Consider the following 23,561-nt stretch of genomic DNA (forward strand, 5'->3'; position numbering starts at 1 on the left):
GCAACGGGAGTAGAGCCTTCCGGCGCCACGCTTATGCTTCCGGCAGTGATGTCGGCGGGCACCACCGGGTCGGCGTCGGCGGCGCACACGAAATACCGTGTGGCCGAGGACCGACGACGACCTCCGTCCCGCTCCGGGAAGTCCGGTAACCGACGCGTGTCGACTCTGCCTGGTTGAGAGCGAGGCCCCGATGAGCTCCGATGGCACCAGCCGACTGGGCGATCTGCACGAGCTCCCGGACTGTGCGCCGGCCGGCTTGAAAGGGCTCTTCAACGCCGCGGAAGGGGTCATCCAGGAACAGGTCCGGCTGCTCGGTTCGGGCACGCCGTCGAAGGCTCCCGACCTGCGGGTGCTGTTGCGCGGTAAGGGAATCGCCGACCCCGAGGACGAGTCGGCGATGATCGACAAGTACAGCGATCGCAAGAGCCAGATGCTCGAGGCGACGTCCAGCATCCACCGCAAGGACGCAGGCATCGTGGTGCACACGGCGGGCATCGGCGATGCCGTGACCGAGGCCTACGGGGCCGTCGATACCGCGGTGGGGGAGCTCAACACGAAGATCGACGCCTCCTTCAAATCCGTGCGGACGGTGAAGGACGAGGACGGCACCTCCCACCAGGAACTACCCAGGGAGATCATCGACGGCTTGTTCAAAGGCGTGTGGGAGTGCGTCGGTACGACCTACGACAAAGTGCACGGCGTCTCGGACAAGGCCGCGGCCGCGGCGCTGAAGATCAAGGGTGACGCCCCGCCCTCATCCACGGGGAATCCGGTACCGGCCGTGGCGCCCAGTTCAGGTCCCTCCGCGGGAGCCACACCATCGGCGTCCAACGGGAGCACCCCCTGGAGCGGCCAGTCGGGTTCCATGGGCACCGCGATCATTCCGACCACGGAGAAGCCCACCGCGATGGCGATGATGAAGTACCTCATCGACACCTACCACTTCACGCCGGCGCAGGCGGCCGGCATCGTCGCCAACGCGAAGTTCGAGTCGGGATTCGATGTTTCCGCCACCGGCGACAACGGATCGGCAAAGGGCCTGTTCCAGTGGCGTTTCGACCGACTATCCGGCCTCCAGGCCTTCGCGAAACGGCCCGGTGAGAATATCGGCGACTGGCATACCCATCTCGATTACATGGTTCAGGAACTGCGCGGTGGCAATTATCAGCAGGCGAACAACGCCGTCACCGCCAACCCCGACGACGCCCGGACAGTGGCCGAGTCCTTCGACAGGTACTACGAGAAGAGCGCGGGCCTCTCGACCAACGACCGGCGCGATTACGCGGCGGGGCTGCTCGCGGAGTACAACAAGTCGGCGCTGGCCGTCTGAGACCGGCGGCCGGCGTGTGGCCGAAACCTGATCAAGGCACGATGACGGCGCGTCCGCGCAAGGTGCCCGCCGCGAGCCGGCGATACGCCTCGGGCGCGTCGTCGAGTGTGAACCGTTCGACGGCGATGTCGAGGACACCCTCGTGCGCCAGATCGATCAATTCGATCAGCTCACTGCGCGCACCCCAATACGGGGCGGTGGCCGTCGCCTCGTACGGGCTGACGCCGAAACCGATGCGCGCCGCGGACTTTCCGTCGCCGATACCGACGATCGTCACATCGGACTCCACGCCGGCGACGGCCATCGCGATATCGATGGTCGGCTGGTATCCGACGAAATCGAGTACCAGGCTCGCGCCCGCCGCGCCGGTGATCTTGCGGACGTTGTCGGCGGCCTGGGCGTTCGACAGCACCGCCTCGTGGGCGCCGACCGATTTCGCGAATTCCAGTTTGTCGTCGTTGACGTCCAGCGCGACGACGCGTGCCGGGGACAGGTGGCGCAGCAATTGGATTGCCACATGGCCCAGTCCGCCGCTGCCGATGACGACGGCCCAGGACCCGGGACGCAACTTCGACAGCGACCGTTTGATCGCGTGATACGGGGTGAGACCGGCATCGGTGAGCGGAACGGTCGCCACCGGATCCAGATCCCCGATCGGAACGAGATGGCGGGACGAATCGACGATCAGGTAGTCGGCGATGGCTCCCGGCGCCCCGAGGCCGGGCGGATAGATGCCCAGTTCGGCCGCGCGGGAACAGTAGTTCTCCAAACCTTGCGCGCAGAACCAGCAGGTGCCGCAGCCCCACGGTCCGTACACCACCACGCTGGTGCCCAGATCCAAGCCGCGCACACCGTCGCCCAGTGCGGCCACCGTCCCGGCGCCCTCGTGTCCGAGAGTCAGCGGCAGCGGATAGGTGAAGGCTTCCGCGGGCAGCGACATCACGAAATCGTCGGAATGGCAGACCCCGGCCGCGGTGACCTTCAGCAGCACCTCACCCGGCCCCGGCTCGGGCGTGGGAATCTCGCGGACTTCCGGTTCGGCACCGACGGTGACGTACTGCAGAGCCTTCATAGCGCTTTTCCTCTCGGTCGAGCAGCTGGGGTCGCGATCGTTCACACCGGCCTGGCAACTCCCAGGCTAGTGCGGACCCGCTGCTCTCGGCGTTCGGCGCGCTAGTTCGGTACGCGTCATGGTCGGCATCGATGGTGCGGATGACGCAGCAGGCGGCGTCGCTCGTGAGACAATCACGTTGTTTCGTCTCGATACGAGACACCACAGGCCGAAGGGATCATGTCCGGCGATGCGAACCACCGACGTCGATCGGCCGGCGGGAGGGGTCCCGTTGTTCGTCGGCCTCACCACCGTCGACCTCTCCTACGCCGTCGACGCCTATCCGGCCGAAGACACCAAAACCCGTGCGCGCGAACAATTTCTGGGCGCCGGTGGCCCGGCCGCCAATGCCGCGGTGGCCTGCGCGATACTGACCGGCGGCGCCCGGCTGCTCACCGCCGTCGGGCAGCATCCGCTCACCGCGCTGATCCGCGACGATCTGCGCTCCCACGGTGCCGAACTCGTCGACACCACGGCGCGTCGTACCGACCCGCCGCCGATCTCGTCCATCGTCGTCGCGGCCGGTGCCGGGACGAGAACCGTTGTCTCGCTGGATGGTTCGGGTATCGAGGTGTCGTTCGACGACGAATTCGCGGCCCTCGTCCAGGAAGCGCCGGTGGTGCTCGTCGACGGACATCACATCGAACTGGCCCTCGGCATCGCGCGGGTGGCGCGCGACGCGGGAATTCCGGTGGTGCTCGACGGGGGGCGCTGGAAGCCGGAACATGCGCAGTTGCTGCCGCTGGTCGACATCGCCATCTGCTCGGCCTCGTTCGCGCCACCGGGTTCCCAGGACGTGTTCGACCACCTGCACCGGATCGGGGTCCAGGCGGTCGCCGTCACGCGCGGGCAGCAACCGATCATCTACTCCGCCAACGGTGTTCGGGGCGAGGTCGCGGTGGGTGAGGTGGACGGCGCGGATACGCTCGGTGCCGGGGACATCCTGCACGGCGCGTTCTGCGCGTACCACTCGCGCGACCACGACTTCGTCGACGCGCTGACCCGCGCCGCCGCGGTCGCCACCCTGTCGTGCCGGTTCTTCGGCACTCGCGCATGGGGAGATCGGCTCGGCGAGTTGGCCGAATGAGGTGACCGGCTGCGGTGCTCTGGACACGCTCATCGAGTCACACGAATCAGTCGGTCAGACGCACGCCGGACAGGCTCACCGAACCGGGCGGATACGGTAGCCACCCGCGACCGCACGCAGCACGAGATCGGCTCGGTCCGCGGTCCGCGCGATGAGACGGGCATTCGGCAGGTCGCTGCCGGCGACCATGGCCTGTGCGCGATCCGGTGATTTCCCGCCGCGCCGATGCCGGCGCAGCAGGCGCCGCTCGATGACCGATTCCTCGGCATCGAGGTACCAGACCTCGTCGAGATACTCCCGTACCTCCCGCCACCCGGGCCGATCCAGCAGAAGGTAGTTTCCTTCCACGATCGCGACCCGTTCGCCGGTGAAGGTCACCGCATCGGGGATCGGGTCGTGGCGGGCTCGATCGTAGACCGGCCACGGCACCGGCACGCCGATCGCGCTGTCGCGCAGCCTCCGAAGCCGCGCGACGAACGCTGCCACATCGAAGGTGTCGGGCTGCCCTTTGCGACCGAGCGCGCCGGAGTCGCGCAGCTCAGCCGAGCTCCGATGAAATCCGTCCATCCCCGCCACCTCGGCGGGTACTCCCGCACTCCGCACCGCATCGGCCAAACCTTGTGCCAGCGTGGACTTCCCGGCTCCCGGCGGTCCGGTGACCCCGACCAGGTACCGGCGCCCGCCCGCCTCCTCCGCGGCCCGCTCGATCCGCGCCGCCAGCTCACCCGTCCCCGTCACCTCGGCTGTCACCGGGCACCTCCTTCACCGCAAGGCCGATCTCGCTTCCCCGCTCTCACTCGACCAGGATCACGATCAACCGCCTGGGCCCGTGCACACCCTGCACGCGGGTCATCTCGATATCCACGGTGGCCGACGGACCGCTGATCCAGGTGGTCGGCCGACGCGGGTCGAGACGCGGAACGACCTCCGGCAGTGCGGTTTTCACCTGCTCGGCGTGGACCACGCACACGTGACAGTCCGGGACGAGGGTAGGGGCGCGGCGGCCCTGTCCGGCGTCGCCGTCGAGGACGATCGTGCCCGATTGCGCGATCGCGGCGGCGCAGGTGGTCACGACCGCGTCGACCTCGTCCAGTTCGAGCGTCACCAGCGGCGGATCGTCGGTCACGACGCGGTGCTCGGAGCGGTCCGCCCACAGGGCCGTCCAGATGTCCGGTAGTCCGGGCGGCGTCAGCACCACCCGCGCCGACGCGTTCCGCAGTTCCCGGTCCACGGCCGCGGCGACCCCCGCCAGGGTGGTCCGATGCACCTGTGCGCCATAGCGTTCCAGTCGCTGTTCGAACAGCTCCAGAATCGCGGCGCGATCGTCGGGGTCCACTCCCGGCGCGGTCCGCAGATAGTCGCGCGGCACGGTGCCCGCGTCCACCGGTTCGCCGATGGCCTCGCGGACACGTCGCAGAATCGTCTCGCGCGCATTCACGGGCGGCCCCCGTCGGTGCGCGCCCACCAGCGGCGAAACGATTCGGCGGGGATGTCGGGTACCCGCCGGCTGTCGGTCCACCCGCCCAGCGGGCCGGGCAGATGCCGCTTCGGGACCGCGACGCCGATGCGCGCCGCCGAGCGCACGGCCGCACCCCACAGCGCCGGATGGCTCATGAATCCCGCCATCGCGTCGAAGGCCGCCCGCTCGACCCGATGCTTCACCGCCGCCTCACCCTCGGCGACCTGATGGCGCAGGGCCAGCAGATTCCCGGTGATATCGATGCGGACCGGGCAGACGTCGTCGCAGGCCCCGCACAGCGCCGACGCATAGGGCAGCGAGGCGGTCTGCGGATCGTCGGCGCCCTTCAGCAACGGGTTGAGGATGGCGCCGATCGGCCCCGGATAGACCGAACCGTAGGCCTGTCCGCCGGTGCGTTCGTAGACCGGGCAGATATTCATGCACGCACCACAGCGGATGCAGCGCAACGCTTCCCGCCCGAGTTCGTCGCGCAGCGCGCGGGTTCGGCCGTTGTCCACCAGGACCAGGTGAAAGGCCGAGGGACCGTCCTGGGCGGTGACGCCGGTCCAGGTCGACACATACGGCGACATCCGCTCCCCGGTCGCGCTGCGGGCCAGCAACTCCAGATAGATCTCCAGATCGCGCCAGCTCGGAATCACCTTCTCGATTCCGGCCACCGTGATCAGCGTCTCCGGCAGGGTCAGGCACATCCGCCCGTTGCCCTCCGACTCCACCATCACCACCGTTCCGCTCTCGGCGACAAGGAAATTCGCGCCGGTGATGCCGACCTTCGCGCGCAGGAACTTCTCCCGCAGATGCAGCCGGGACGCATCGGCGAGCGCCTGCGGATCGTCGGTCAGATCATCCGGCGCGGGACGGCCGTGCTTGCCCATCTCGCGGCGGAAGATATCGCGAATCTGGCTGCGGTTCAGATGCATCGACGGCACCACGATATGGGAGGGCAGATCGTCGCCCAGTTGCAGGATGATCTCGGCGAGATCGGTTTCGCGGGTGTCGATTCCCGCCGCGGCGAGCGCCTCGTCCAAGCCGATCTCCTCCGACAGCATGGATTTGGCCTTGACGATCTCCTTCTCGCCGGTCTCCCGGACCAATGCGGTGACGACGGCGTTGGCCTCGGCGGCGTCGGTCGCCCAATGCACCACTCCCCCGGCGCCTTCCACCGCGTCGGCCAGTCGCTCCAGGTAGATGTCGAGACGGCGCAGCACATCGTCCTTGACCGCGGCCGCGGAGGTGCGCAGTTCCTGCCAGTCCGGTCGTTCGGCCACCAGGGCGTCGCGCTTGGCGCGGATGGTGTGGGTGGCACGGTGCACGTTGGCGCGCAGCTGGTCGTCCGCGGTCGCGGTCCGCGCGGCCTGCGGGAACGGCGGCCACCCCACGAAACTCGTACTCATGAGCGGGCTCCCGCGACCATCGGCAGCCCGGGCATCGGCCCGTCGGCCTTCGTGCGCGCCAGGATTTCCACCAGATGCAGATCGCGCACCGGGCTCGCGTCGGCGGCGAGGCGCCCGCCGATGTTCATCAGGCACGAATTGTCCACGGCGGTCACCACACTCGCGCCGGTCTCGCGTACGTGCGCGGCCTTGTCGGCGTTCATCGCGCCGGAGGCGGCGGCATTCTTCACCGAGAAGGTGCCGCCGAATCCACAGCATTCGTCGGCCGCGGGCAGATCGACCAGATCCAGTCCGGCCACCGCGCGCAACAAGCGATACGGGCGGTCGCCGATGCGCTGCACGCGCAGCGAATGGCAGGTCGGATGGTAGGTCACCCGATGCGGGAAATAGGCGCCCACATCGACGACACCCAGGTCGTCGGTGAGGAATTCGGTCAACTCCCGGATTCTGGGGAGCAGCGCCTCGGCATCGCGGGCCAGCGCGGCGTCGCCGACCTGCTCGGCCACCACCCGGTAGAACTCGCCGGGCGCCGCGCCACACGAGGCCGACGGCACCACGATCCGGTCGTAGTCACCGAACACCGAGACGAAATGCCGGGCCATCTTCGCGGTGTCGGCCCGATAACCGGTATTGGCATGCATTTGGCCGCAACAACTCTGGGCCATCGGAAAGTCGACCTCGACGCCGAGGCGGCGCAGCAACGCCACCGCCGCCCGGCCGGTTCCCGGATACATGACGTCGTTGACGCAGGTGATGAACAATGCCGTACGCGCCGACATGCGGCCCCTCTCGTCACCGATGCCGCGGGCCGGGCACTGTTGTGGAGCGGCACCTCGATACGGATACTGGCGGACGATCCCGGCCAGAATACGCCGCACGCACCGCGGCGAGGCGGATCTGCGGGCCGTGTGGGCCCAACGGATCCGCCTCGCCGGCGGCGTTCGTCAACTCACCGCGTCCGCCCCGGTGAGCGGCGGCGGTCCGGAATCGAGTTCGGCCACTTCGGCGTCGGTGAGCAGCCGGGACCGGATCAGGAACCGCACCCCCTCGGGGGCTTCGAGCGAGAATCCGCTACCCCGCCCGGGCACCACGTCGACGGTCAGATAGGTGTGCTTCCAGTACTCGTACTGATCGGCGCTCATCCAGAACGGGGTATCGGCGCCGACCCGGCCGAGCAGCACATCCGAGGCGCCCACCCGGAATTCCCCGCGCGGGAAGCACATCGGCGCGCTGCCGTCGCAACACCCGCCGGACTGATGGAACATCACCGGCCCGTGCTGACGAATCAGATTGTCCAGCAACGTCTGCGCGGCCTCGGTCAGGTCGACGCGGGTACCCATCAGAAGAAGCCGAGTTTGTTCGGCGAGTAGCTCACCAGCAGGTTCTTGGTCTGCTGGTAGTGATCGAGCATCATGCGGTGGTTCTCGCGGCCGATACCGGACTTCTTGTAGCCGCCGAAGGCCGCATGCGCCGGGTAGGCGTGGTAGCAGTTGGTCCACACCCGGCCGGCCTTGATGCCGCGGCCCAGGCGGTAGGCGGTGTTGCCGTCGCGGCTCCACACGCCCGCGCCGAGGCCGTAGAGGGTGTCGTTGGCGATCGCGAGCGCCTCCTCGGTCGAATCGAAGGTGGTCACCGCGACGACCGGGCCGAAGATCTCCTCCTGGAACACCCGCATGTCGTTGGTGCCCTTGAGCACCGTCGGCTCGACGTAGAAGCCGTTCGGCAGGCCGTCGACCTTGCGCTGGCTACCGCCGGTGAGCACCTCGGCGCCCTCTTTGCGCCCGATGTCGATGTAGGACAGGATCTTTTCGTACTGGTCGTTGCTGGCCTGCGCGCCGATCATGGTCTCGCTGTCGAGCGGATTGCCGCTGACGATCGCCTTGGTCCGCTCCAGGCAGCGCGCCATGAACTCGTCGTAGATGGAGGAGTGGATCAGCGCGCGCGATGGGCAGGTGCACACCTCGCCCTGGTTCAGCGCGAACATCACGAAGCCCTCGACCGCCTTGTCCAGGAACGCGTCGTCGGCGGCCATCACATCGGGCAGGAAGATGTTGGGGCTCTTGCCGCCCAGCTCGAGGGTGACCGGGATGATGTTCTCGCTGGCGTACTGCATGATCAGCCGGCCGGTGGTCGTCTCACCGGTGAACGCCACCTTCGCCACCCGCGGGCTCGACGCCAGCGGCTTACCGGTTTCGACGCCGAAACCGTTGACCACGTTGAGAACTCCCGGCGGCAGCAGATCGGCGATCAGCTCGACCACCTTCATGATGGAGGCCGGGGTCTGCTCGGCGGGCTTGAGCACCACCGCGTTTCCCGCGGCCAGCGCCGGCGCCAGCTTCCAGGTCGCCATCAGGATCGGGAAGTTCCACGGGATGATCTGACCGACCACACCCAGCGGCTCGTGGAAGTGGTAGGCGATGGTGTCGGCATCGATCTCGCTGACGCCGCCCTCCTGGGCGCGGATGGCGCCGGCGAAGTAGCGGAAGTGGTCCACTGCCAGCGGCAGGTCGGCGGCCAGGGTTTCGCGCACCGGCTTGCCGTTGTCCCAGGTTTCGGCCACGGCCAGCTGGTCGAGATTCGCCTCGATCCGGTCGGCGATCTTGTTCAGGATGTTGGCGCGGTCGGCGGCCGAGGTGGCGCCCCACGCGTCGGCGGCGCCGTGCGCGGCATCCAACGCCGATTCCACGTCGGCGGCGGAGGATCGGGCCACCTCACAGAAGGTTTCCCCGTCGACCGGCGACGGATTCTCGAAGTATCTGCCCTCGACCGGTGCCGTCCATTCGCCACCGATGAAGTTGTCGTAGCGGTCGGCGTAGGAGACGATGCTGCCTTCGGCGCCGGGCTTGGCGTAGATCATGACGGGTGCTCCTCGATGAGTCACGAAGGGTCGCATCACGACAGGGCTCGCCGTGATGTGGACCACTATGAGCCGCGAGGGTTGGCACAAGGTTGAATGCGGCGGGCGCGTCGCGATCGGCTTCGCAGTGCCGATCAGCTGCGCAGTGCGCTGTGCAAACGCGCGGCGGCCACCGCGCGGCGCGCGTCGCGGGCGGGGAGCAGCCGCAGCGCGTGTTCGTGGATCGCGATGTCACCGGGCGCTTTCGCACCGTAGTCCAGGGCGTATTCGGCCTCGCCGGCCGACAGGACCGCGGTGCGGATGCCCACCTCGAGGTGTTCGCGCCATTCGACGATGCCCGGTGTCTGCGATCCCGGCAGCAGCGGGCCGCGATACAGCCGCACGGCGGTGGCGGTGTCCCCCGTGGCCAGGGCGGCGAGCATGTCGGTCGCATCGCAGGAGACCGGTGTGGTCAGCCGATAGACCCGATTGCTGATATCGCCGCCGGTGGCGCGGCGCAGATGCGACACGTCGGCCTTGAGCGTGCTGGAACCGGTGGGACGGTCGCCGTAGACGGCCAGCTGCAACCGTTCCGGCGTGTAGCCGTCGGGTTCGAGGGCCAGCAAAGTGAGGATTTCGAGCAACCGCCGGCGCAGTCGCAGCGGCCGCCCACCCCTGGTCAGTGCGGCGGCGCCGAGACATTCCAGCCGCACCCCGGCGGCCGTATTCGCCACGCCCCCTTGTAGTTTCGCTTCCACGGCCGCGGTGAGCGACAGCACCGTCGACATGGCCAGCGGATGCGAGCGATCCCAGGTGGTGGACAGATCCAGCACGCCGAGCTGCCGGCCGTCGGTCGCACGGATCGGCGCGCAGTAGCAGACCCAGCCGTGTAGTGCCTCGACCAGATGTTCGGCGGAGAACACACTGCTGGGGCGGCCGGTGTGCAATGCCAGCGACAGCGCGTTGGTGCCCATGTGGTTCTCGTCCCAGCGACCGCCGGGGGTGAAGCCGACCCGCTCGGCACGCCGTCGCATCACCTGACCACCGTCGGACCACAGAATGGTTCCCGCTTCGTCGGTGACGGCGGCGACGAATCCGGCGTCGTGGGTGATGCTGTGCAGCTGATCGGAGAGTTCGGCGATGGGACCGCGCAGCGGCGAATCGGCCCATTTCGACGCGACGTCCCCGGCTACCGCGGGCGCGCAGTCGGTGGCGGGGTCGACGAACGCTCGGGACCGCACCCAGGACTGCGCCACATCGGCCCGGGGTTGTGCCGCATCGGTTTCGGGCGCCTCGCGCTCCGGAACCCAGCGCGCCCACTGCCGTTCCAGTGCCGCGCGTCGCCGCAGCAGAGCACTGTCCTGTCCTGATCGCATCCGCATCTCACCCGTCGCCGCTCGGTCCGCACCGTGCGTTCCGGCGATGCCTGGGGCCGGGCCGCACATCGTCGGCTCGGCCCCATTGTCCAGCAGGCCGGCTCGCCGCGGGAGCGAAACCGGCCGGTGCGCACCGTCGAAGTCGGCTCAGATGGGCGTCAATTCGAATACCCGGAACCGGCGCGTGCCCGCCAGACGCTGTTCCATGGTGTATCCGGGCCAATAGGCCACCGCGCGGGCCCAGGCGTCCTCGCGCTCGGAGCCGCTCAGGTGCCGGACCCGCACCTTGATTCGCCTACCGCCACTGTGGATCTCGGCGTCGGAGGCGGCGGCCAGATTCGCCGACCAGGACGGATGTTCCGGCCGCCCCCAGTTGGACCCGATCAGCAGATACCGCTCGGGTCCATCCGGTACGTACAGCAGCGACACCGTCCGCGGCAACCCGGATTTACGTCCGCGCACCGTCAACTCCATCGACGGCAGGCCCGCCAGGTCGAGCACGCCGTGCCGGCCGCCGGTGAGCCGGCGGATGACGCGTTCCAGCACGATGACGACCGGACCGGTACGCATCACCCACGGGATGCGCGCGATCGCGCGTCCCAGGGCCGACAGCGGATTGCCGATACGTGAGCGACGAGTGCGGTCCGACATGCCGGCCTACTGCGGGGTCGCGGCGCGCTTGGGCAGCTTCCAGCCCGGCCGGGGGAAGTGGCAGGTGTAGCCGTTCGGATAACGCTGCAGGTAGTCCTGGTGCTCCGGCTCGGCCTCCCAGAAATCGGACGCCGGGGTCACCTCGGTGACCACCTTGCCCGGCCACAGCCCGGAGGCGTCCACATCGGCGATCGTGTCCAGCGCGACCGCCTTCTGCTCGTCGTCGAGGTAGAAGATCGCGGACCGATAGCTGCTGCCGATGTCGTTGCCCTGGCGATCCTTCGTCGACGGATCGTGGATCTGGAAGAAGAACTCGAGCAGGGCCCGGTAATCGGTACGCGCGGGGTCGTAGACGATCTCCACGGCCTCGGCATGCCCCGGATGGTTGCGGTAGGTGGGGTGATCGTTGCGCCCGCCGGTGTATCCGACGCGCGTGGAAATCACACCCGGCTGCTTGCGGATCAGCTCCTCCATGCCCCAGAAGCATCCGCCTGCCAGAATCGCCGTGCGCGTGTCGGTCACGCTTCCTCCTTCGAATCGGGTCCCCGCCCCAAGTCTCGCACCGGTACAACCCCGGTGGGGGCCCGAAAAATCCCGCCGCGGCGCGCGCCTCGCCCGCCTGCTGCCTATCGCATACCCGCTCCCCGCGCGGATTAACGGACTACCCCCGGTCGTGTCCCGCGGTCGACTCGGAACCCGTTGGCGCCGAGACGATTTCGGTGCGCATCACCACACGGGTGCCGTCGGCGCCGGTGGTGATCTCGACATCGCGGACCAGGGCGCGCATGATCGACAGTCCCCGCCCGCGCACAGGATCCGGAACCTCGGGACGGGGTTCCCAGCTGCCGTGGTCGACGATGGTCAGGTACAGGTCCGACCCGCTGATCTCCGCACGCAGACCCACCATGCCGGCGCCCTCGCGGTAACCGTGCTCCACGGCATTCGTGCACGCCTCGTCCACCGCCAGCAACAGATCGTAAATCTGTTCCGAGCCGATTCCCCCGCGCTCGAGCCAGGCCCGCAGATCGTGGCGCACCTCGGCGATCCGGTCGGCCTGCGACGGGAAATTCGCCTCGAAGGGGGCCACCCGTAGCGGGTGCGGCTCGCGTACCGCGGGCCCTGGGGCGGGGTCGCCCGGGGGATCTGGAAATCCGCTCATGTCCTCATTCCGATCGCAACCGATGATCTCCACTCGATGATCTCCTCGGCATCCGCGATACCCCCTTTCCCGCACGCCATGCGGCGCCGTCGGCCTACCTCAGTCGCGCAGCGCCTTCTCGCGCAGCTGTTTGAGCGTTCTGGTCAGGATCCGCGACACCTGCATCTGGGAACACCCGAGTTCCCGCGCGATCTGTTCCTGCGTCATTCCGCCGAAGAAACGCATGGTCAGCACGTACCGCTCCTTCTCCGGCAGCGCGTCGATGAGCGGCTTCACCGTCAGAGTGTCGTCGATCGCGCCGAAAGTCGGATCCACGTCGCCCAGCGTGTCGAGGATCGCATTCCCACGGCTGTCGTCCTCCGAGGTCGGCGTGTCCAGCGATTGGGTCTGGTAGGCGTTGCGGGCGATCAGCGCCTGCGTCACCTCGCCCAGGTCGGCGTCCATCTCCTCGGCGATCTCCCGCGCCCGCGGCATCCGGCCCAGCTGTTGCGACAACGTCTCCACGGTCGGTCCCAGCGCGGTCTGAATCTCCTTGATCCGCCGGGGCACGCGCAGGGCCCAGGTGTGATCGCGGAAGTGGCGGCGCACCTCGCCCATCACCGTCGGCACCGCGAAGGCGAGGAACGGCGACCCCTGCGTGGGATCGAACCGGTCGACGGCCGCGACCAGGCCGACCCGGGCGATCTGCAGGAGGTCCTCGAAGTTCTCGCCGCGTCCGCTGAACTTGCGCGCGATGTGCTCGGCCAGCGGCAGACACCGGTTGATGATTCGTTCGCGCAGCCGGTCGTGTTCCGGATCGTCCTCGGGGAGGGCGGCGAGCTCGACGAACAGCGGCGCGACGTCGTCGTAGCCGTCGGGATGGCGCGCGGTGCCCGAGCCGTTCTCAGTCGACATCGGTTCCGCCACGTGCCCAGCGGAACTCGACGACGGTCGGGTGCCCGCCCACGGATGCGTCGTAGTCCGAACTCTCGGTCTTCACCCACTGGGTCAGCGTCGAGACGATATGCCAGCCGAAGCTGTTGGTGTCCGGGCCGCCCGCGGTCGTGGTGACGGCGGATACGCGCACGTCCATGGTGGTATCGGTCGCGCTGAATGTGCAATCGATCACCGATTCGGCGGCCGCGCCCACGATCAGCGCGCTGACCACCTCGTCGACGGCCAGACGGATGTCGGTGGCCTCATCGATACCGAAATCGGCGACCAGAGCGACGGTTTCGGTCAACGCCCGGACCATCATCAATTGCGCCGCATCGGCCGGCACCTGGAATCCGACCGCAGTGGTCCCCGCGTCCGGGGACACTTTCTCGACCATGCCCATTCGTTGCTCCCAAATATCGTGCCGCGAAACGAATTCACAGCGTACGCGAGCGCCCGGCGGACGCCTTCCGATCGCGGTGCCGGTCTCCGCTCGGATCTCGCCGAAACGGGTATGTTGGTCAGCGGCGAATCGTCGCCACGCCGCGGACAGCGGCGCAGATCGAAATACGCCGGAGGTATCGAAGTGGCGAAATGCGGTACGAATCGCCTCGTGCTGGGGACGGCCCGATGAGCGGCGAACGGGTGTCGCCGTTGCTGCGCGTCGAGCAGCGCACGGAAGGTTCGGCCGTGGTCGTGACCGTGGCCGGTGAGGTGGACATGAACTCCGCGCCGGAGCTGCAATCGGCCCTCGACCAGGCGTTGCAGGGCGAGCCCACCGCCGTGGTGCTGGACATGACCGAGGTCGGTTTCCTCGGGTCGGCCGGACTGAGCGTGCTGCTCGCCAGTTCCCAGTCCACCGCGACGGGGAGCCTGCGGGTGGTCGCGTCGCCCGCGGTGCGGCGCCCGATCGAGGTGACCTCGCTGGACGCGTTGCTGCGCCTGTTCCCGACCGTCGCGGACGCGCTGGCCGCGCCGGAGCAGACCACCCCGGCCTGATCCGGCGCCCGTCCGGCGCGTTTCTCGCCGGCGGGTTCATCGCTGACGTGGCAACCGGACGACCTGAACGAAGAATTCGTCGATGTGCTTGATCGCGGCGATGAATTGATCCAGGTCGACCGGTTTGGTCACATAGGCGTTCGCGTGCAGCCGATAACTGCGCAGAATGTCCTCTTCGGCCGCCGAGGTGGTGAGCACCACCACCGGAATATGGCTGAGGTCGGGATCGGATTTGATCTTTTCCAGAACCTGGCGGCCGTCGTATTTCGGCAGGTTCAGATCGAGCAGAATCAGATCGGGCCGCGGCGCCTGCGCGAATTCCCCCTGCCGGTAGAGGAAGTCGAGCGCCTCCTGGCCGTCGTGGGCGACGTGCAGCGTATTGCCGATCTTGTTGTCCTCGAACGCCTCCCGGGTCATCAGCTCGTCGCCGGGGTCGTCCTCCACGAGCAGGATGTCGATGGGCTGGCTCACCGGTGCGGTCATGCGTCGGCTCCTTCGGATACGGGTTCGATCAGTGCGGGGGCGGCGGCCTCGGTCGCCAGGGTGAAGCGGAACCGGGCGCCGCCGGTGTACTCGGTGTCGATCCACAGGTCCCCGCCGTGGTATTCGACGATCTTCTTGCACAGCGCCAGGCCGATCCCGGTGCCGCCGTAGTCCTCCCGATTGTGCAGGCGCTGGAAGATCACGAAGACCTTGTCCGCGAATTCCGGCGCGATGCCGATCCCGTTGTCGGACACCGAGAATCGCCATTCGTCCGGTTCGTCGCCCGGCTCGCACTCGATGCGCACCACCGGCGCGGTGCCGGGGCTGCGGAATTTCACGGCATTGCCGATGAGGTTCTGCCACAGCATGGTGAGCAGGGTCGGCTGGCCCGCGATGTCGGGCAGCTGCTCGGGACGCTCGATCACCGCGCCGGAATCCTCGATCGCGCCGGACAGGTTGTCCAGCGCCGAATTCAGGGCGGCGTCCAGTGCCACCATCTCGTTGCCCTCGATCACCCGGCCCACGCGCGAGAAGGTCAGCAGATCGTTGATCAGCCGCTGCATCCGCTTGGCGCCGTCGACGGCGTAGTCGATGTACTGTTTGGCCCGCTCGTCGAGCTGATCGCCGTAGCGTTTCTCCAGCAGCTGGCAGAACGCGGCGACCTTGCGCAGCGGTTCCTGCAGGTCGTGGGAGGCGACGTAGGCGAACTGCTCCAGTTCGGCATTCGAGCGGCGCAGCTGCACCGTCTGGCGATCCAGATCGTCGGCCTGCCGCGCGAGCAGGTCCTCCTGTGCGCGCGAGGACCCCAGTTCGGAGACGATGCGCACGCGCATCTCCTCCACGGCGTCGGCGACGGTCGCCAGGTCGGCCGGTCCGTGCGCCTCGATGTGATGATCGAATTCGCCTGCCGAAACCCGCCGGGACGCTTCGGTGAGCTCGTCGAGCGGCCGGGCGACCAGCCGCCGGATCAGCACGGTCAGCGCCAGGCCGGTGAGCAGGATGAGGACGACCACTGCGATCAGCACACCGTCGCGCAGGGTGCGCGCGTTGTCGAGGTCGTGGCGGTCCTGGGCGATCGCGGCCGCCGAGTCCGCGTTCTGCGTGGCGAACTTCGTGCGGATCTCGTCGAACAGGGCCTTGCCCCGCGTGACCCTGGCGGCGGATTCGGCCGGCGACACCTTGCCCGCCGCCGCGATCATCGGCTGCACGTATTCGGTACGCCAGCGCTGAGCGGCAGCCTCGACGGCGTCCAGATCGCCGAGCAGCGTGGTGTTGCCGGCGGCCACCTCACGCAAGCGCCCCGCGGCGGCGGCTTCGTCGGTGACACCCTGGTTGTAGGGCCGCAGGAACTGCTCGTCGGCCGAGATGGCGTAGCCGCGCAGGCCGGTTTCCTGGTTGATCAGGGCGGCCTGGAGCCGATAGGCCTCGGTCGCGGCGGGCTGGGCGCGATCGAGCAGCCGGTCCTCGATGGAGTCGGTGCGGGAAATCATCTGCGCGGCGGCGATCGCACCGGCGATCACCACCACGAGCATCAGGGCGAGGACCAGCTGAAACCACATCTGTGCGGTGAGCCGGCCGACGATCCCCTCACGGTGTCGGACGTCGTTCACCGGACCCACTCACCCCCGTGCCAGCGCAGATAGACGATCGCCAGATCGTCGTCGAGTCCTCCGGCCGGGGCGGCCGCGGATTCGACCTGACCCAGCAACTCATCGAGATAGCGTGCGGGCTGTTGGACCGACACACCCTTCGCCATCGCCAGCAGGCCGTCCTCACCGAGCCAGTCGCCCGTGCCGGTGCGCACCTCGAACAGGCCGTCGGTGAACAGCACCAACCCGGCACCGGCGGGAACGGTCACCTCGGTGACCGGCCAGTCCGCGCGCCCCGGCATGAAGCCCAGGGCCGGTCCGCCCGGCACCTCCAGCCATTCGGTACCGGTCGGCGAATGGACGAGCATGCCGGGGTGACCGGCCCGGATCACCTCGACGGCGCCTCGACCGGGCGGGGCGTAGAGCGTGGTGAGCGTGGCGAACGTCTGCGGACCGGTGCGCTCGGCGACCAGCACCTCCTCCAGCAGTTGCAGCTGACGAGGTCCGGTGATGCCGCTGAATACCAGTGTGCGCCAAGCCAATCGCAGGCCCACGCCGATCGCGGCCTCATCCGGGCCGTGGCCGGCCACATCGCCGATCAGGGCGTGCACCGTACCGTCGGCCTCCTGGACGACGTCGTAGAAATCGCCGCCGAGCAGCGAATGCGCGCGACCGGGGCGGTACCGCGAGACCACATCGACGATCGGCGCGCCGCGCAACAGCGGCTTGGGGAGCAGCCCGCGTTCCAGGCGCGCGTTCTCCTGGGCGCGCATGGTGCTCGCGCGCAGGGCCGCGGTGGTGCGCTCGGCCTGTTTACGCTGAATCGCATAGCGCACGGCCCGGCCGAACCACTCCGGCTCGACCCGGCCCTTCACCAGATAATCCTGCGCACCGGCCGCCATCGCGGCCAGCCCGGTCTGTTCCTCGTCCAGGCCGGTCATCACGACGACCGCGACTTGATCGGTGTATTCCCGCAACTGCGCGAGCGCGTCCAAGCCGTGGGAGTCGGGCAGATTCAGGTCGAGCAGCACACAGTCGGGCAGGCCCGCCGCCAGCCACGCACCCGCTTCGGCGAGTGAGCGCACATGTTCCAGGCGCACGCCGGGCGCCCCGTCGGCAACGAGTTCCTCGACCAGCAGGGCATCCCCGGGGTCGTCCTCGACCAGCAGGATCGTCCGCCCGAGCGGCGATGCCGTGCCCAGCGGCGTGACGCCGTCGAGAGGTGGCCGCACGGTGGAGCCGCTGCTCTCGTCTCGAACGGATGCGGAATTCGAACCCTCGGACGAGTGGCCCGCGGAACGGCTGGATACATCGCGAAACCGCGGGGTCTGTTCCGTCACCGCGACCGTGCGAGGGCGCGGAGCGCCGTCGATGCGACGAACGCGCACGGTGTCGGTCCGCAGCGCACCGGCTACATCGGACCGCGACGAGGGAACAGCAACCGTGCCTGGGACGGCACGCTTCGACAATGCTGCCTCCGATCAAACGAAGTGGCGGCCCGAGCGCACGCCGACTTGCTCAGCGGCCCGTTTTTCGACCGTGAGGCTTGCCGATCCTATCGGACCCCGGCCGAACACGCTGCGCGCACCGGGGGGCAGGCCACGATCAGGACGTCGCGTCGGCACCGGCACGAGGCCGGAGAAGAGGCTGATGTACAACAGTTTTCGCTACGAGAGGCGCCGCCCCGCGCAGGGCGTCAGCGGTGCGCCGAACGCGCAATTTCGCCGTCCACACCGCGACCACCGCCGCATGCACCGCGATGACGATCAGTGATACCGAGCCGATCACCATGAGCAACGCAACCACGACTGTCCCGGTCCTCTCGAGTTGGATGTCCTGTGTACCGACGACAAGATGCCCCGAAACCCTCATATCAAACAGATAACGCGCGCGGGGCACGTCACATCCCGTCCGACCTGGTGTAACACCCGACCACAACACAGCGGATACTGTGAAGGTGAGTACGGAACAGTCGCCGCGCATCGCGCCGCTCGACCCCTTGACGAGCGTGCTCGGCACACAGCCCTGCGATCATGTCGGCTGGTTCCGATTCTGGTTCGACGATCAACGCTGGGAATGGTCGGACGAAGCGGCGCAGATGTACGGATATCCGGGCGCCGACACCGAACCCACCACCGAACTGCTCATGTCGCACAAACACCCGGACGACCGGGAGGAACTGGCGGCCAGCATCGCGGCCTCGGTGGAAACCGGCGACCCGATCTGCGGCCAGCACCGCATCATCGATGCCGAGGGCCACACCCACGAGATCATCGTCGTCGGCGAACAGCTCACCGGCGACGACGGCACGGTGGTCGGCGCCAGCGGATATTTCGTCGACGTCACCGAGACCATCGCCGAGGAGCGCAACGATGCGCTGTCGGAGGTGCTGCCCGAGGTGATCGAGTCGCGCGCGGTGATCGAACAGGCCAAGGGCGCGCTGACGCTGGCCTACGGCATCAGCCCCGAACAGGCGTTCCGGGTGCTGAGCTGGCGTTCCCAGGAGACCAACACCAAGCTGCGGGAACTGGCCGCGCAGTTCGTGCACGAGTTCCGCCGCCTGAACGGCGAGAACGCCGCCCTGCGCAGTCGCGTCGACCATATCGTCCTGACCGCCCACCGCCTCATCCCGCACGACTGAGCGGCGGTCGATCTCTCGGTGCGGTCAGGAGGCCGCGTCGGTGACGACGATCTCGCGGGTCGGGCCGGTGCCGATGGCCGTCGCGTGGGCATCGATGCGCACTTGGGTGCGGCCGCGGATGGCGCGATCGCAGCGCTCGGCCAGATCGTGGCGATCACTGCCCGGTTCCTCGATCGGCAGCAGGACGAGTTCGGCGACGACGCCCTTGGCGCGCAGCACGCGGCGGGCCGAGTCGAGGAAGGTATCCACGCCGACGAAGCCGGGGACCGTCGACGTCTCGCCGGTGTGGTCCAGATAGCGCAGCCGGATCGGCTGTACCGGCGTGGCGGTGTCGACCGCCGCCTGGAACAGGGCTGGGCGCAGCCGGCCGTGGGCCCGGCCGCACCAGGTTGTGCCCTCGGGGAACATGGCGACCCGCTCCCCTGCCGCCAGCCGCGCCGACATCGCCGCGATCACCTCGGGCAACTGCCGCAACCGCTCCCGATCGATCGGGATCACGCGCATGAGCCGGGCCAGCTGCCCCAGCACCGGCCACGACACCAGATCACCGCGGGCCACGAAGCCCATGGGCGAGACCGCCGCCAACGCCAGCACATCGGCCCATCCGACGTGCCCGGCCACCACCAGCAGGCCGCGTCCGGAATCCGCCGCAGCGCCACCGCGTTCGTCGACAATCCGCAATCCGATTCCGCAGCAACGCAATGCCGCCCGCGCATACCGGCGATGCAGCCCGGTCCGGCGGACGGGCCGAGTCGCCACGTTGACCACCGGAAACGCCACCAGCAACCCCACCACGCCCAGCAGCCGCACCACACTTCGCACCGCACCCGCGGTGTCCGGCGCCGCCACACAGCCGGCCCCACACGGGCTCGCGGGCATCCACGCGTGGATCGCCGGCGCATCGGCCGCTGTCGCTGCGGCTCGTTCACTGGATGTAGACGTGGCGGGTTCGAGAACAGCCGCGTCGCTTCGTAAATCCGTTGTCTCGGTCATCGTGTTCCTCCGCCGGTATCGCGGGCCCGCGCGGCATCGGCTTCCGATGCGCGGGCGTCTGTGCCTTCCGCCGCACGAGCATCCATGGCTCCCGCGGCGCTCTGCAGGCGTTCCAGGTAGCGGGTGTTGATGGTTTCCAGGCCCAGGAGGGCGACGAAATCCGCGACGCCGAAATCCGGGTCGTGGGCCGGTTCACCGCAGATCTCGGCGCCCAGGCGCAGATAACCGCGCAGCAGCGGCGGGAGTTTCGGCCGGGCCGGGGCGGCCAGTTCGTCGAGTCCGCGGCCGTCGACCACGACCGGGCGGTAGGGGCGCACGCGGCGAGCCGGATCGCCGGCGTGCTTGCTCAGCAACAGATCCCGGACCGCGGCGACATTGGCACCGGGCGGATCGGCGGGGGTGTCGCGCATCGGCACCGAGACGCAGCCCATCACCCAGTCGTAGCCGGTGAGCTGGATGTAGTGCAGGATTCCGGCCCACATCAGCGTCAGCACCGAGCCGTTGCGATGGTCCGGAACCACACAGGCGCGGCCCATTTCGACGATCCGGCGCCCCTCGGGATCCAAGGTGCTCAGATCGAATTCGGTCGCCGTGTAGTAGCCGCCGGCCGCGCGCACCTTGTCCGGCGGCAGCATCCGATAGCAGCCGACGAAGTCGCCGGATGCCTCGTCGCGGACCAGCAGATGGTCGCAGTGCTCGTCGAACCGGTCGGCGTCCAGGCCCTCGGCACTGAAGGGAATGTCGAATCCGGGTTCGCCGGCGAACACCCGGTAGCGCAGCCGCTGCGCGGCGCGGCGATGGTCGAGATCGGAGGACACAACCAGGGAGTACTGTGGCGCCGCCACCCCTGGGCCTGTCGTGCGGGTCGGGTTCAGCACGGACGTTGGCGTCATGGTGTCGATGAAGCCAGTCCGATTCGGCGAGGCGGCGACGTTCGAGTGTCGAGCGAATGCCAGTCCGGTGAACGAGATCCCCGTCACACCGAACGTTCACTGCGTCGTTCCCCCGAGTTGGCCCACGCGCGGCGAAACCGCCGCGCCGGAGCATCGGCGCGGCGGCAGTGAGCAGAGTAGCGGTTCAGGCGTTCTCGCGGGCGAAGCTGCGAGCGCCGACCACCATCAGCGCGACGGCGACCGCCACCGTCAGGCCGGTACCGAGATAGACCTCGGTGACCCCGAAGTCACCACGGAACAGTGCTCGCGCGGCCTCGACGGTGTGCTGGAACGGATTGATGTCGGCGACGATCCGCAGCCAGTGCGGCGCCAGACTCATCGGCAGCAGGATGCCCGACAGCAGCATCAGCGGCACCGAGACACTGTTCAGCACCGATGCCAGGGTGTCCTCCGAACGCGCCCACAGCGCCAGCGCATAGGACCCCGAGGCCAGCCCGGCCGCCATCACCGAGATCAGCAGCACCGAGGCGATCAGCCCGAAAGCGTTGGGGCGCAACGAGAATGCCGCCATCGCGACCGCGACCAGGACCAGCGCCTGCACGATCAGCACGACCATATCCTTGAGCACCCGGCCCACCAGCAGCGCGCCCCGGTTGGCGGGGGTGACGCGCTGGCGTTCGATCACGCCGGCCCGCAGTTCCTGCACCATCGCGAACCCCGCGAACATGGACCCGAACAGCCCGACCTGAATCACCAGTGCCGGCGTCAGCACCTTCCAGGGGTCGGTATCGGCGCCCAGCGCGGGTGCGATTGCCTTCACCAGCGGACCGAACAGCACCAGGTACAGCACGGGCTGACTCAATCCGATGATCACCCACACCGGATTGCGCAGCTGGGTGCGCAGTTGCGACCAGAACACCAGTCCGGTCTCCCGCAGAAAGCTCATTTTTCCTCCCGCAGCGAACGTCCGGTGACGGTGAGGAACACGTCGTCGAGGCTCGGTCGTTTCACGGTCAGCGCACCGGGCACGATGCCGTGCTCGTCCAGTGCGCGCAGCAGCGGCACCACGGCGGCATCGCCGCGCGCCACCGTCAGATGTACCAGTCCGTCGGCACGCAGTTTCGAGCGCAACTCCAGCACCGAATCGGCGATCTCGATCGCGAGATCCGCTTGCGCGTCGGCGATGTCGAGGCTGATCACATCGCCGGAGATCCGCTGTTTCAGCTCGTCCGGCGTACCGGAGGCGACGATGCCGCCGTGATCCATGACCAGGATCCGGTCGCACAGCGCGTCGGCTTCCTCCAGATAGTGCGTGGTGAGCACGATCGTCGTGCCCTCGGACCGCAACCGCCGCACGTGGTCCCAGAGGTTCGCGCGGCTCTGCGGGTCCAGTCCGGTGGTCGGCTCGTCCAGGTAGACCAGCCGCGGCCGATGCACCAGGCCGAGTGCGATATCGACGCGGCGGCGCTGCCCGCCGGACAGTTCGCGGCAGCGGCGACGGCCGAGCCCGTCGAGTTCCAGCGTCCGCAGCAGATGTTCGGCGCTCTCCGTGGCCCGCGCCTTGCTCAGCCCGAAAAGCCTTGCCTGCAGGACCAATTGGTCGATCACCAGTTCTTCGTCGTTGGTCATGCCGCCCTGGGCGACGTACCCGATGCGAGCGCGCACCTCGCGCGGGGCCCGGCGCAGATCGGCGTCGGCGATCTGCGCCTCGCCCGCGGTCGGCGCGAGCAGCGTCGCGATCATCCGCAGGGTGGTGGTCTTACCGGCGCCGTTGGGACCCAGTAGCCCCACGATCTCGCCTTCGCGGACCTCGAAGTCCAAGCCGTTCACGGCCTGTACCGGTCCTGTTTTCGTCGTGAAGGTCCGTGCCAGCCCCCACACTCGGATCGCCGAGGTGCGGGTGCGGTCACGAACGGTAACCGTCGTTTCCATACCGCTCACGGTAGGAAGGACGGCTCAAATAGTCAAGCTTTACTATTCAGTCTTGATCATCTGCGGCTCCGACGTCGCCCTGCGGATGCTCGAAGAGGGTGTACGGTGCCGACGCCCAGACATCCAGCTCGCCGTTCTCGATGCGCTGCAAGGTTTTTCGCGACCACTCCAGGTCCGCGCGGGTATGGGCGGCGGCCAGCGCCACAGCGTCGGCCACGTGATACGGCTCGGTTTCGGTCGGATCGCCGCTGCCGGACAGGATCCGCTGCTCCTCGCGCTCGAAGTAGCCCAGATCGGCCTCGAACTTCAGGATGCGGCTGCGCAACGCCGCGATCACATCCCCGCGCGGCGCGAACGGGAACAACGCCACCGCGGCGTGATACGGATGTTTCGGCTGCTCGGCCGACCACAGACCCTCCCGGATCAGATCGGCGAGCACCTTCTCCCCCTCCGACGTCAGCCGATACGAGGTCCGTTCCGGTCGCGCGCCGTCCTGGCCCACGCCCTCGACGGCGATGAGCCCGTCGCGCTGCAGGGTGTTCAGCGCACCGTAGACCGAGCCGGGTTTGACGTTGGCCCATTCGTCGGCATGCCAGGACAGCAGCTCACGCCGCACGTCGTAACCGTGCACGGGTTGCAGCAGCCGGACCAGGGCCAGCACCAGCAGTCGAGTCGTCGGAACAGCCATACCGAAA

Annotated in this window: 25 protein-coding genes; 4 read left to right on the forward strand and 21 right to left on the reverse strand. The window is 68.4% G+C overall.

The window, feature by feature from the left end; genetic code table 11:
- Positions 1-190: 190 nt before the first annotated feature.
- The gene (locus tag C8258_RS10235) at positions 191-1,330 is read left to right on the forward strand and encodes a phage tail tip lysozyme (protein WP_106954981.1); all 1,140 of its coding nucleotides are present in this window, start codon (positions 191-193) and stop codon (positions 1,328-1,330) included.
- A gap of 31 nt (positions 1,331-1,361) precedes the next feature.
- Here C8258_RS10235 and C8258_RS10240 read toward each other — a convergent pair whose 3' ends face one another.
- On the reverse strand, positions 1,362-2,402 hold the full coding sequence (locus tag C8258_RS10240; RefSeq protein WP_106954982.1) for an NAD(P)-dependent alcohol dehydrogenase: 1,041 nt from the start codon (positions 2,400-2,402) through the stop codon (positions 1,362-1,364).
- 229 nt (positions 2,403-2,631) lie between these two features.
- On the opposite strand from C8258_RS10240, the gene C8258_RS10245 reads away from it, so the two are divergent.
- The gene (locus C8258_RS10245; protein ID WP_106954983.1) at positions 2,632-3,528 is read left to right on the forward strand and encodes a PfkB family carbohydrate kinase; all 897 of its coding nucleotides are present in this window, start codon (positions 2,632-2,634) and stop codon (positions 3,526-3,528) included.
- A 75-nt stretch (positions 3,529-3,603) separates the two neighbouring features.
- Here C8258_RS10245 and C8258_RS10250 read toward each other — a convergent pair whose 3' ends face one another.
- From C8258_RS10250 to C8258_RS10305, 12 genes are all read right to left on the reverse strand, one after another.
- The gene (locus C8258_RS10250) at positions 3,604-4,278 is read right to left on the reverse strand and encodes a nucleoside/nucleotide kinase family protein (protein WP_106954984.1); all 675 of its coding nucleotides are present in this window, start codon (positions 4,276-4,278) and stop codon (positions 3,604-3,606) included.
- Between the two features lie 43 nt (positions 4,279-4,321).
- Entirely contained in the window at positions 4,322-4,966 is a 645-nt protein-coding gene (locus tag C8258_RS10255) for an LUD domain-containing protein (protein WP_106955162.1), read from the reverse strand.
- Positions 4,963-6,399 (reverse strand): LutB/LldF family L-lactate oxidation iron-sulfur protein, encoded by a 1,437-nt coding sequence (locus C8258_RS10260; protein ID WP_106954985.1) that lies wholly within the window; start codon positions 6,397-6,399, stop codon positions 4,963-4,965. The genes C8258_RS10255 and C8258_RS10260 overlap by 4 nt, the downstream gene beginning before the upstream one ends.
- Positions 6,396-7,178 carry a (Fe-S)-binding protein gene (locus C8258_RS10265; RefSeq protein ID WP_106954986.1) on the reverse strand — a complete coding sequence of 261 codons (783 nt, stop codon included), beginning with the start codon at positions 7,176-7,178 and terminating at the stop codon, positions 6,396-6,398. Before C8258_RS10265 ends, C8258_RS10260 begins: the two co-directional genes overlap by 4 nt.
- Positions 7,179-7,343: 165 nt before the next feature.
- A complete protein-coding gene (locus C8258_RS10270; RefSeq protein WP_039784274.1) occupies positions 7,344-7,739 on the reverse strand; it encodes a DUF779 domain-containing protein in 396 nt (131 codons plus the stop codon).
- On the reverse strand, positions 7,739-9,256 hold the full coding sequence (gene adh, locus C8258_RS10275; RefSeq protein WP_036504035.1) for an aldehyde dehydrogenase: 1,518 nt from the start codon (positions 9,254-9,256) through the stop codon (positions 7,739-7,741). The genes C8258_RS10270 and adh overlap by 1 nt, the downstream gene beginning before the upstream one ends.
- Positions 9,257-9,390: 134 nt before the next feature.
- Positions 9,391-10,611: a transcriptional regulator gene (locus C8258_RS10280; protein WP_106955163.1), complete on the reverse strand. Its 1,221-nt coding sequence runs from the start codon at positions 10,609-10,611 to the stop codon at positions 9,391-9,393.
- A 147-nt stretch (positions 10,612-10,758) separates the two neighbouring features.
- A complete protein-coding gene (locus tag C8258_RS10285) occupies positions 10,759-11,262 on the reverse strand; it encodes a nitroreductase family deazaflavin-dependent oxidoreductase (RefSeq protein ID WP_233224993.1) in 504 nt (167 codons plus the stop codon).
- 6 nt (positions 11,263-11,268) lie between these two features.
- Positions 11,269-11,736 carry a peptide-methionine (S)-S-oxide reductase MsrA gene (gene msrA / locus C8258_RS10290; RefSeq protein WP_369974741.1) on the reverse strand — a complete coding sequence of 156 codons (468 nt, stop codon included), beginning with the start codon at positions 11,734-11,736 and terminating at the stop codon, positions 11,269-11,271.
- Positions 11,737-11,923: 187 nt separating this feature from the next.
- The gene (locus tag C8258_RS10295) at positions 11,924-12,421 is read right to left on the reverse strand and encodes an ATP-binding protein (RefSeq protein WP_146161207.1); all 498 of its coding nucleotides are present in this window, start codon (positions 12,419-12,421) and stop codon (positions 11,924-11,926) included.
- 99 nt (positions 12,422-12,520) lie between these two features.
- Positions 12,521-13,315: a SigB/SigF/SigG family RNA polymerase sigma factor gene (locus tag C8258_RS10300; RefSeq protein WP_106955165.1), complete on the reverse strand. Its 795-nt coding sequence runs from the start codon at positions 13,313-13,315 to the stop codon at positions 12,521-12,523.
- Entirely contained in the window at positions 13,305-13,733 is a 429-nt protein-coding gene (locus C8258_RS10305; RefSeq protein ID WP_233224994.1) for an ATP-binding protein, read from the reverse strand. The genes C8258_RS10300 and C8258_RS10305 overlap by 11 nt, the downstream gene beginning before the upstream one ends.
- 233 nt (positions 13,734-13,966) lie before the next feature.
- On the opposite strand from C8258_RS10305, the gene C8258_RS10315 reads away from it, so the two are divergent.
- Positions 13,967-14,335 (forward strand): STAS domain-containing protein, encoded by a 369-nt coding sequence (locus C8258_RS10315; RefSeq protein ID WP_106954991.1) that lies wholly within the window; start codon positions 13,967-13,969, stop codon positions 14,333-14,335.
- Positions 14,336-14,371: 36 nt separating this feature from the next.
- On the opposite strand, the gene C8258_RS10320 is transcribed toward C8258_RS10315, so the two are convergent.
- The 3 genes from C8258_RS10320 to C8258_RS10330 are packed head-to-tail and all read right to left on the reverse strand — an operon-like array spanning position 14,372 to position 17,639.
- The gene (locus C8258_RS10320) at positions 14,372-14,818 is read right to left on the reverse strand and encodes a response regulator (protein ID WP_030515710.1); all 447 of its coding nucleotides are present in this window, start codon (positions 14,816-14,818) and stop codon (positions 14,372-14,374) included.
- Entirely contained in the window at positions 14,815-16,377 is a 1,563-nt protein-coding gene (locus tag C8258_RS10325; RefSeq protein WP_106955166.1) for a CHASE3 domain-containing protein, read from the reverse strand. The genes C8258_RS10320 and C8258_RS10325 overlap by 4 nt, the downstream gene beginning before the upstream one ends.
- A 47-nt stretch (positions 16,378-16,424) precedes the next feature.
- The gene (locus tag C8258_RS10330; protein WP_233224996.1) at positions 16,425-17,639 is read right to left on the reverse strand and encodes a PP2C family protein-serine/threonine phosphatase; all 1,215 of its coding nucleotides are present in this window, start codon (positions 17,637-17,639) and stop codon (positions 16,425-16,427) included.
- A 725-nt stretch (positions 17,640-18,364) separates the two neighbouring features.
- Here C8258_RS10330 and C8258_RS10340 point away from each other — a divergent pair.
- Positions 18,365-19,048, forward strand: a complete 684-nt coding sequence (locus tag C8258_RS10340; RefSeq protein ID WP_233224997.1) for a PAS and ANTAR domain-containing protein — start codon at positions 18,365-18,367, stop codon at positions 19,046-19,048.
- A gap of 24 nt (positions 19,049-19,072) precedes the next feature.
- Here the strand turns inward: C8258_RS10340 and C8258_RS10345 are convergent, their stop codons facing one another.
- The 5 genes from C8258_RS10345 to C8258_RS10365 form a co-directional block, all read right to left on the reverse strand.
- A complete protein-coding gene (locus tag C8258_RS10345; protein WP_233224998.1) occupies positions 19,073-20,041 on the reverse strand; it encodes a 1-acyl-sn-glycerol-3-phosphate acyltransferase in 969 nt (322 codons plus the stop codon).
- Positions 20,038-20,934: a GNAT family N-acetyltransferase gene (locus C8258_RS10350; protein ID WP_106955168.1), complete on the reverse strand. Its 897-nt coding sequence runs from the start codon at positions 20,932-20,934 to the stop codon at positions 20,038-20,040. Before C8258_RS10350 ends, C8258_RS10345 begins: the two co-directional genes overlap by 4 nt.
- 184 nt (positions 20,935-21,118) lie before the next feature.
- Positions 21,119-21,880, reverse strand: coding sequence for an ABC transporter permease (locus C8258_RS10355; RefSeq protein ID WP_063010067.1), 762 nt, complete (start codon positions 21,878-21,880; stop codon positions 21,119-21,121).
- Complete coding sequence (locus C8258_RS10360) at positions 21,877-22,866, reverse strand: ATP-binding cassette domain-containing protein (RefSeq protein ID WP_106954995.1); 990 nt, start codon at positions 22,864-22,866, stop codon at positions 21,877-21,879. The genes C8258_RS10355 and C8258_RS10360 overlap by 4 nt, the downstream gene beginning before the upstream one ends.
- A 46-nt stretch (positions 22,867-22,912) precedes the next feature.
- Positions 22,913-23,554 (reverse strand): PadR family transcriptional regulator, encoded by a 642-nt coding sequence (locus C8258_RS10365; protein ID WP_106954996.1) that lies wholly within the window; start codon positions 23,552-23,554, stop codon positions 22,913-22,915.
- Positions 23,555-23,561 lie beyond the last annotated feature (7 nt).

Source organism: Nocardia sp. MDA0666 (genome assembly GCF_003023875.1).
GTDB lineage: Bacteria > Actinomycetota > Actinomycetes > Mycobacteriales > Mycobacteriaceae > Nocardia > Nocardia aobensis.

Excerpts from the sequence above, each read along its gene's own strand:
- C8258_RS10235 (WP_106954981.1), top strand. The coding sequence starts at position 191 with ATGAGCTCCGATGGCACCAGCCGACTGGGCGATCTGCACGAGCTCCCG.
- C8258_RS10240 (WP_106954982.1), bottom strand. The coding sequence starts at position 2,402 with ATGAAGGCTCTGCAGTACGTCACCGTCGGTGCCGAACCGGAAGTCCGC.
- C8258_RS10245 (WP_106954983.1), top strand. The coding sequence starts at position 2,632 with ATGCGAACCACCGACGTCGATCGGCCGGCGGGAGGGGTCCCGTTGTTC.
- C8258_RS10260 (WP_106954985.1), bottom strand. The coding sequence starts at position 6,399 with ATGAGTACGAGTTTCGTGGGGTGGCCGCCGTTCCCGCAGGCCGCGCGG.
- C8258_RS10265 (WP_106954986.1), bottom strand. The coding sequence starts at position 7,178 with ATGTCGGCGCGTACGGCATTGTTCATCACCTGCGTCAACGACGTCATG.
- C8258_RS10270 (WP_039784274.1), bottom strand. The coding sequence starts at position 7,739 with ATGGGTACCCGCGTCGACCTGACCGAGGCCGCGCAGACGTTGCTGGAC.
- adh (WP_036504035.1), bottom strand. The coding sequence starts at position 9,256 with ATGATCTACGCCAAGCCCGGCGCCGAAGGCAGCATCGTCTCCTACGCC.
- C8258_RS10280 (WP_106955163.1), bottom strand. The coding sequence starts at position 10,611 with ATGCGATCAGGACAGGACAGTGCTCTGCTGCGGCGACGCGCGGCACTG.
- C8258_RS10285 (WP_233224993.1), bottom strand. The coding sequence starts at position 11,262 with ATGTCGGACCGCACTCGTCGCTCACGTATCGGCAATCCGCTGTCGGCC.
- msrA (WP_369974741.1), bottom strand. The coding sequence starts at position 11,736 with ATGGAGGAGCTGATCCGCAAGCAGCCGGGTGTGATTTCCACGCGCGTC.
- C8258_RS10295 (WP_146161207.1), bottom strand. The coding sequence starts at position 12,421 with ATGAGCGGATTTCCAGATCCCCCGGGCGACCCCGCCCCAGGGCCCGCG.
- C8258_RS10300 (WP_106955165.1), bottom strand. The coding sequence starts at position 13,315 with ATGTCGACTGAGAACGGCTCGGGCACCGCGCGCCATCCCGACGGCTAC.
- C8258_RS10305 (WP_233224994.1), bottom strand. The coding sequence starts at position 13,733 with ATGGTCGAGAAAGTGTCCCCGGACGCGGGGACCACTGCGGTCGGATTC.
- C8258_RS10315 (WP_106954991.1), top strand. The coding sequence starts at position 13,967 with ATGAGCGGCGAACGGGTGTCGCCGTTGCTGCGCGTCGAGCAGCGCACG.
- C8258_RS10320 (WP_030515710.1), bottom strand. The coding sequence starts at position 14,818 with ATGACCGCACCGGTGAGCCAGCCCATCGACATCCTGCTCGTGGAGGAC.
- C8258_RS10325 (WP_106955166.1), bottom strand. The coding sequence starts at position 16,377 with ATGTGGTTTCAGCTGGTCCTCGCCCTGATGCTCGTGGTGGTGATCGCC.
- C8258_RS10345 (WP_233224998.1), bottom strand. The coding sequence starts at position 20,041 with ATGACCGAGACAACGGATTTACGAAGCGACGCGGCTGTTCTCGAACCC.
- C8258_RS10350 (WP_106955168.1), bottom strand. The coding sequence starts at position 20,934 with ATGACGCCAACGTCCGTGCTGAACCCGACCCGCACGACAGGCCCAGGG.
- C8258_RS10355 (WP_063010067.1), bottom strand. The coding sequence starts at position 21,880 with ATGAGCTTTCTGCGGGAGACCGGACTGGTGTTCTGGTCGCAACTGCGC.
- C8258_RS10360 (WP_106954995.1), bottom strand. The coding sequence starts at position 22,866 with ATGGAAACGACGGTTACCGTTCGTGACCGCACCCGCACCTCGGCGATC.
- C8258_RS10365 (WP_106954996.1), bottom strand. The coding sequence starts at position 23,554 with ATGGCTGTTCCGACGACTCGACTGCTGGTGCTGGCCCTGGTCCGGCTG.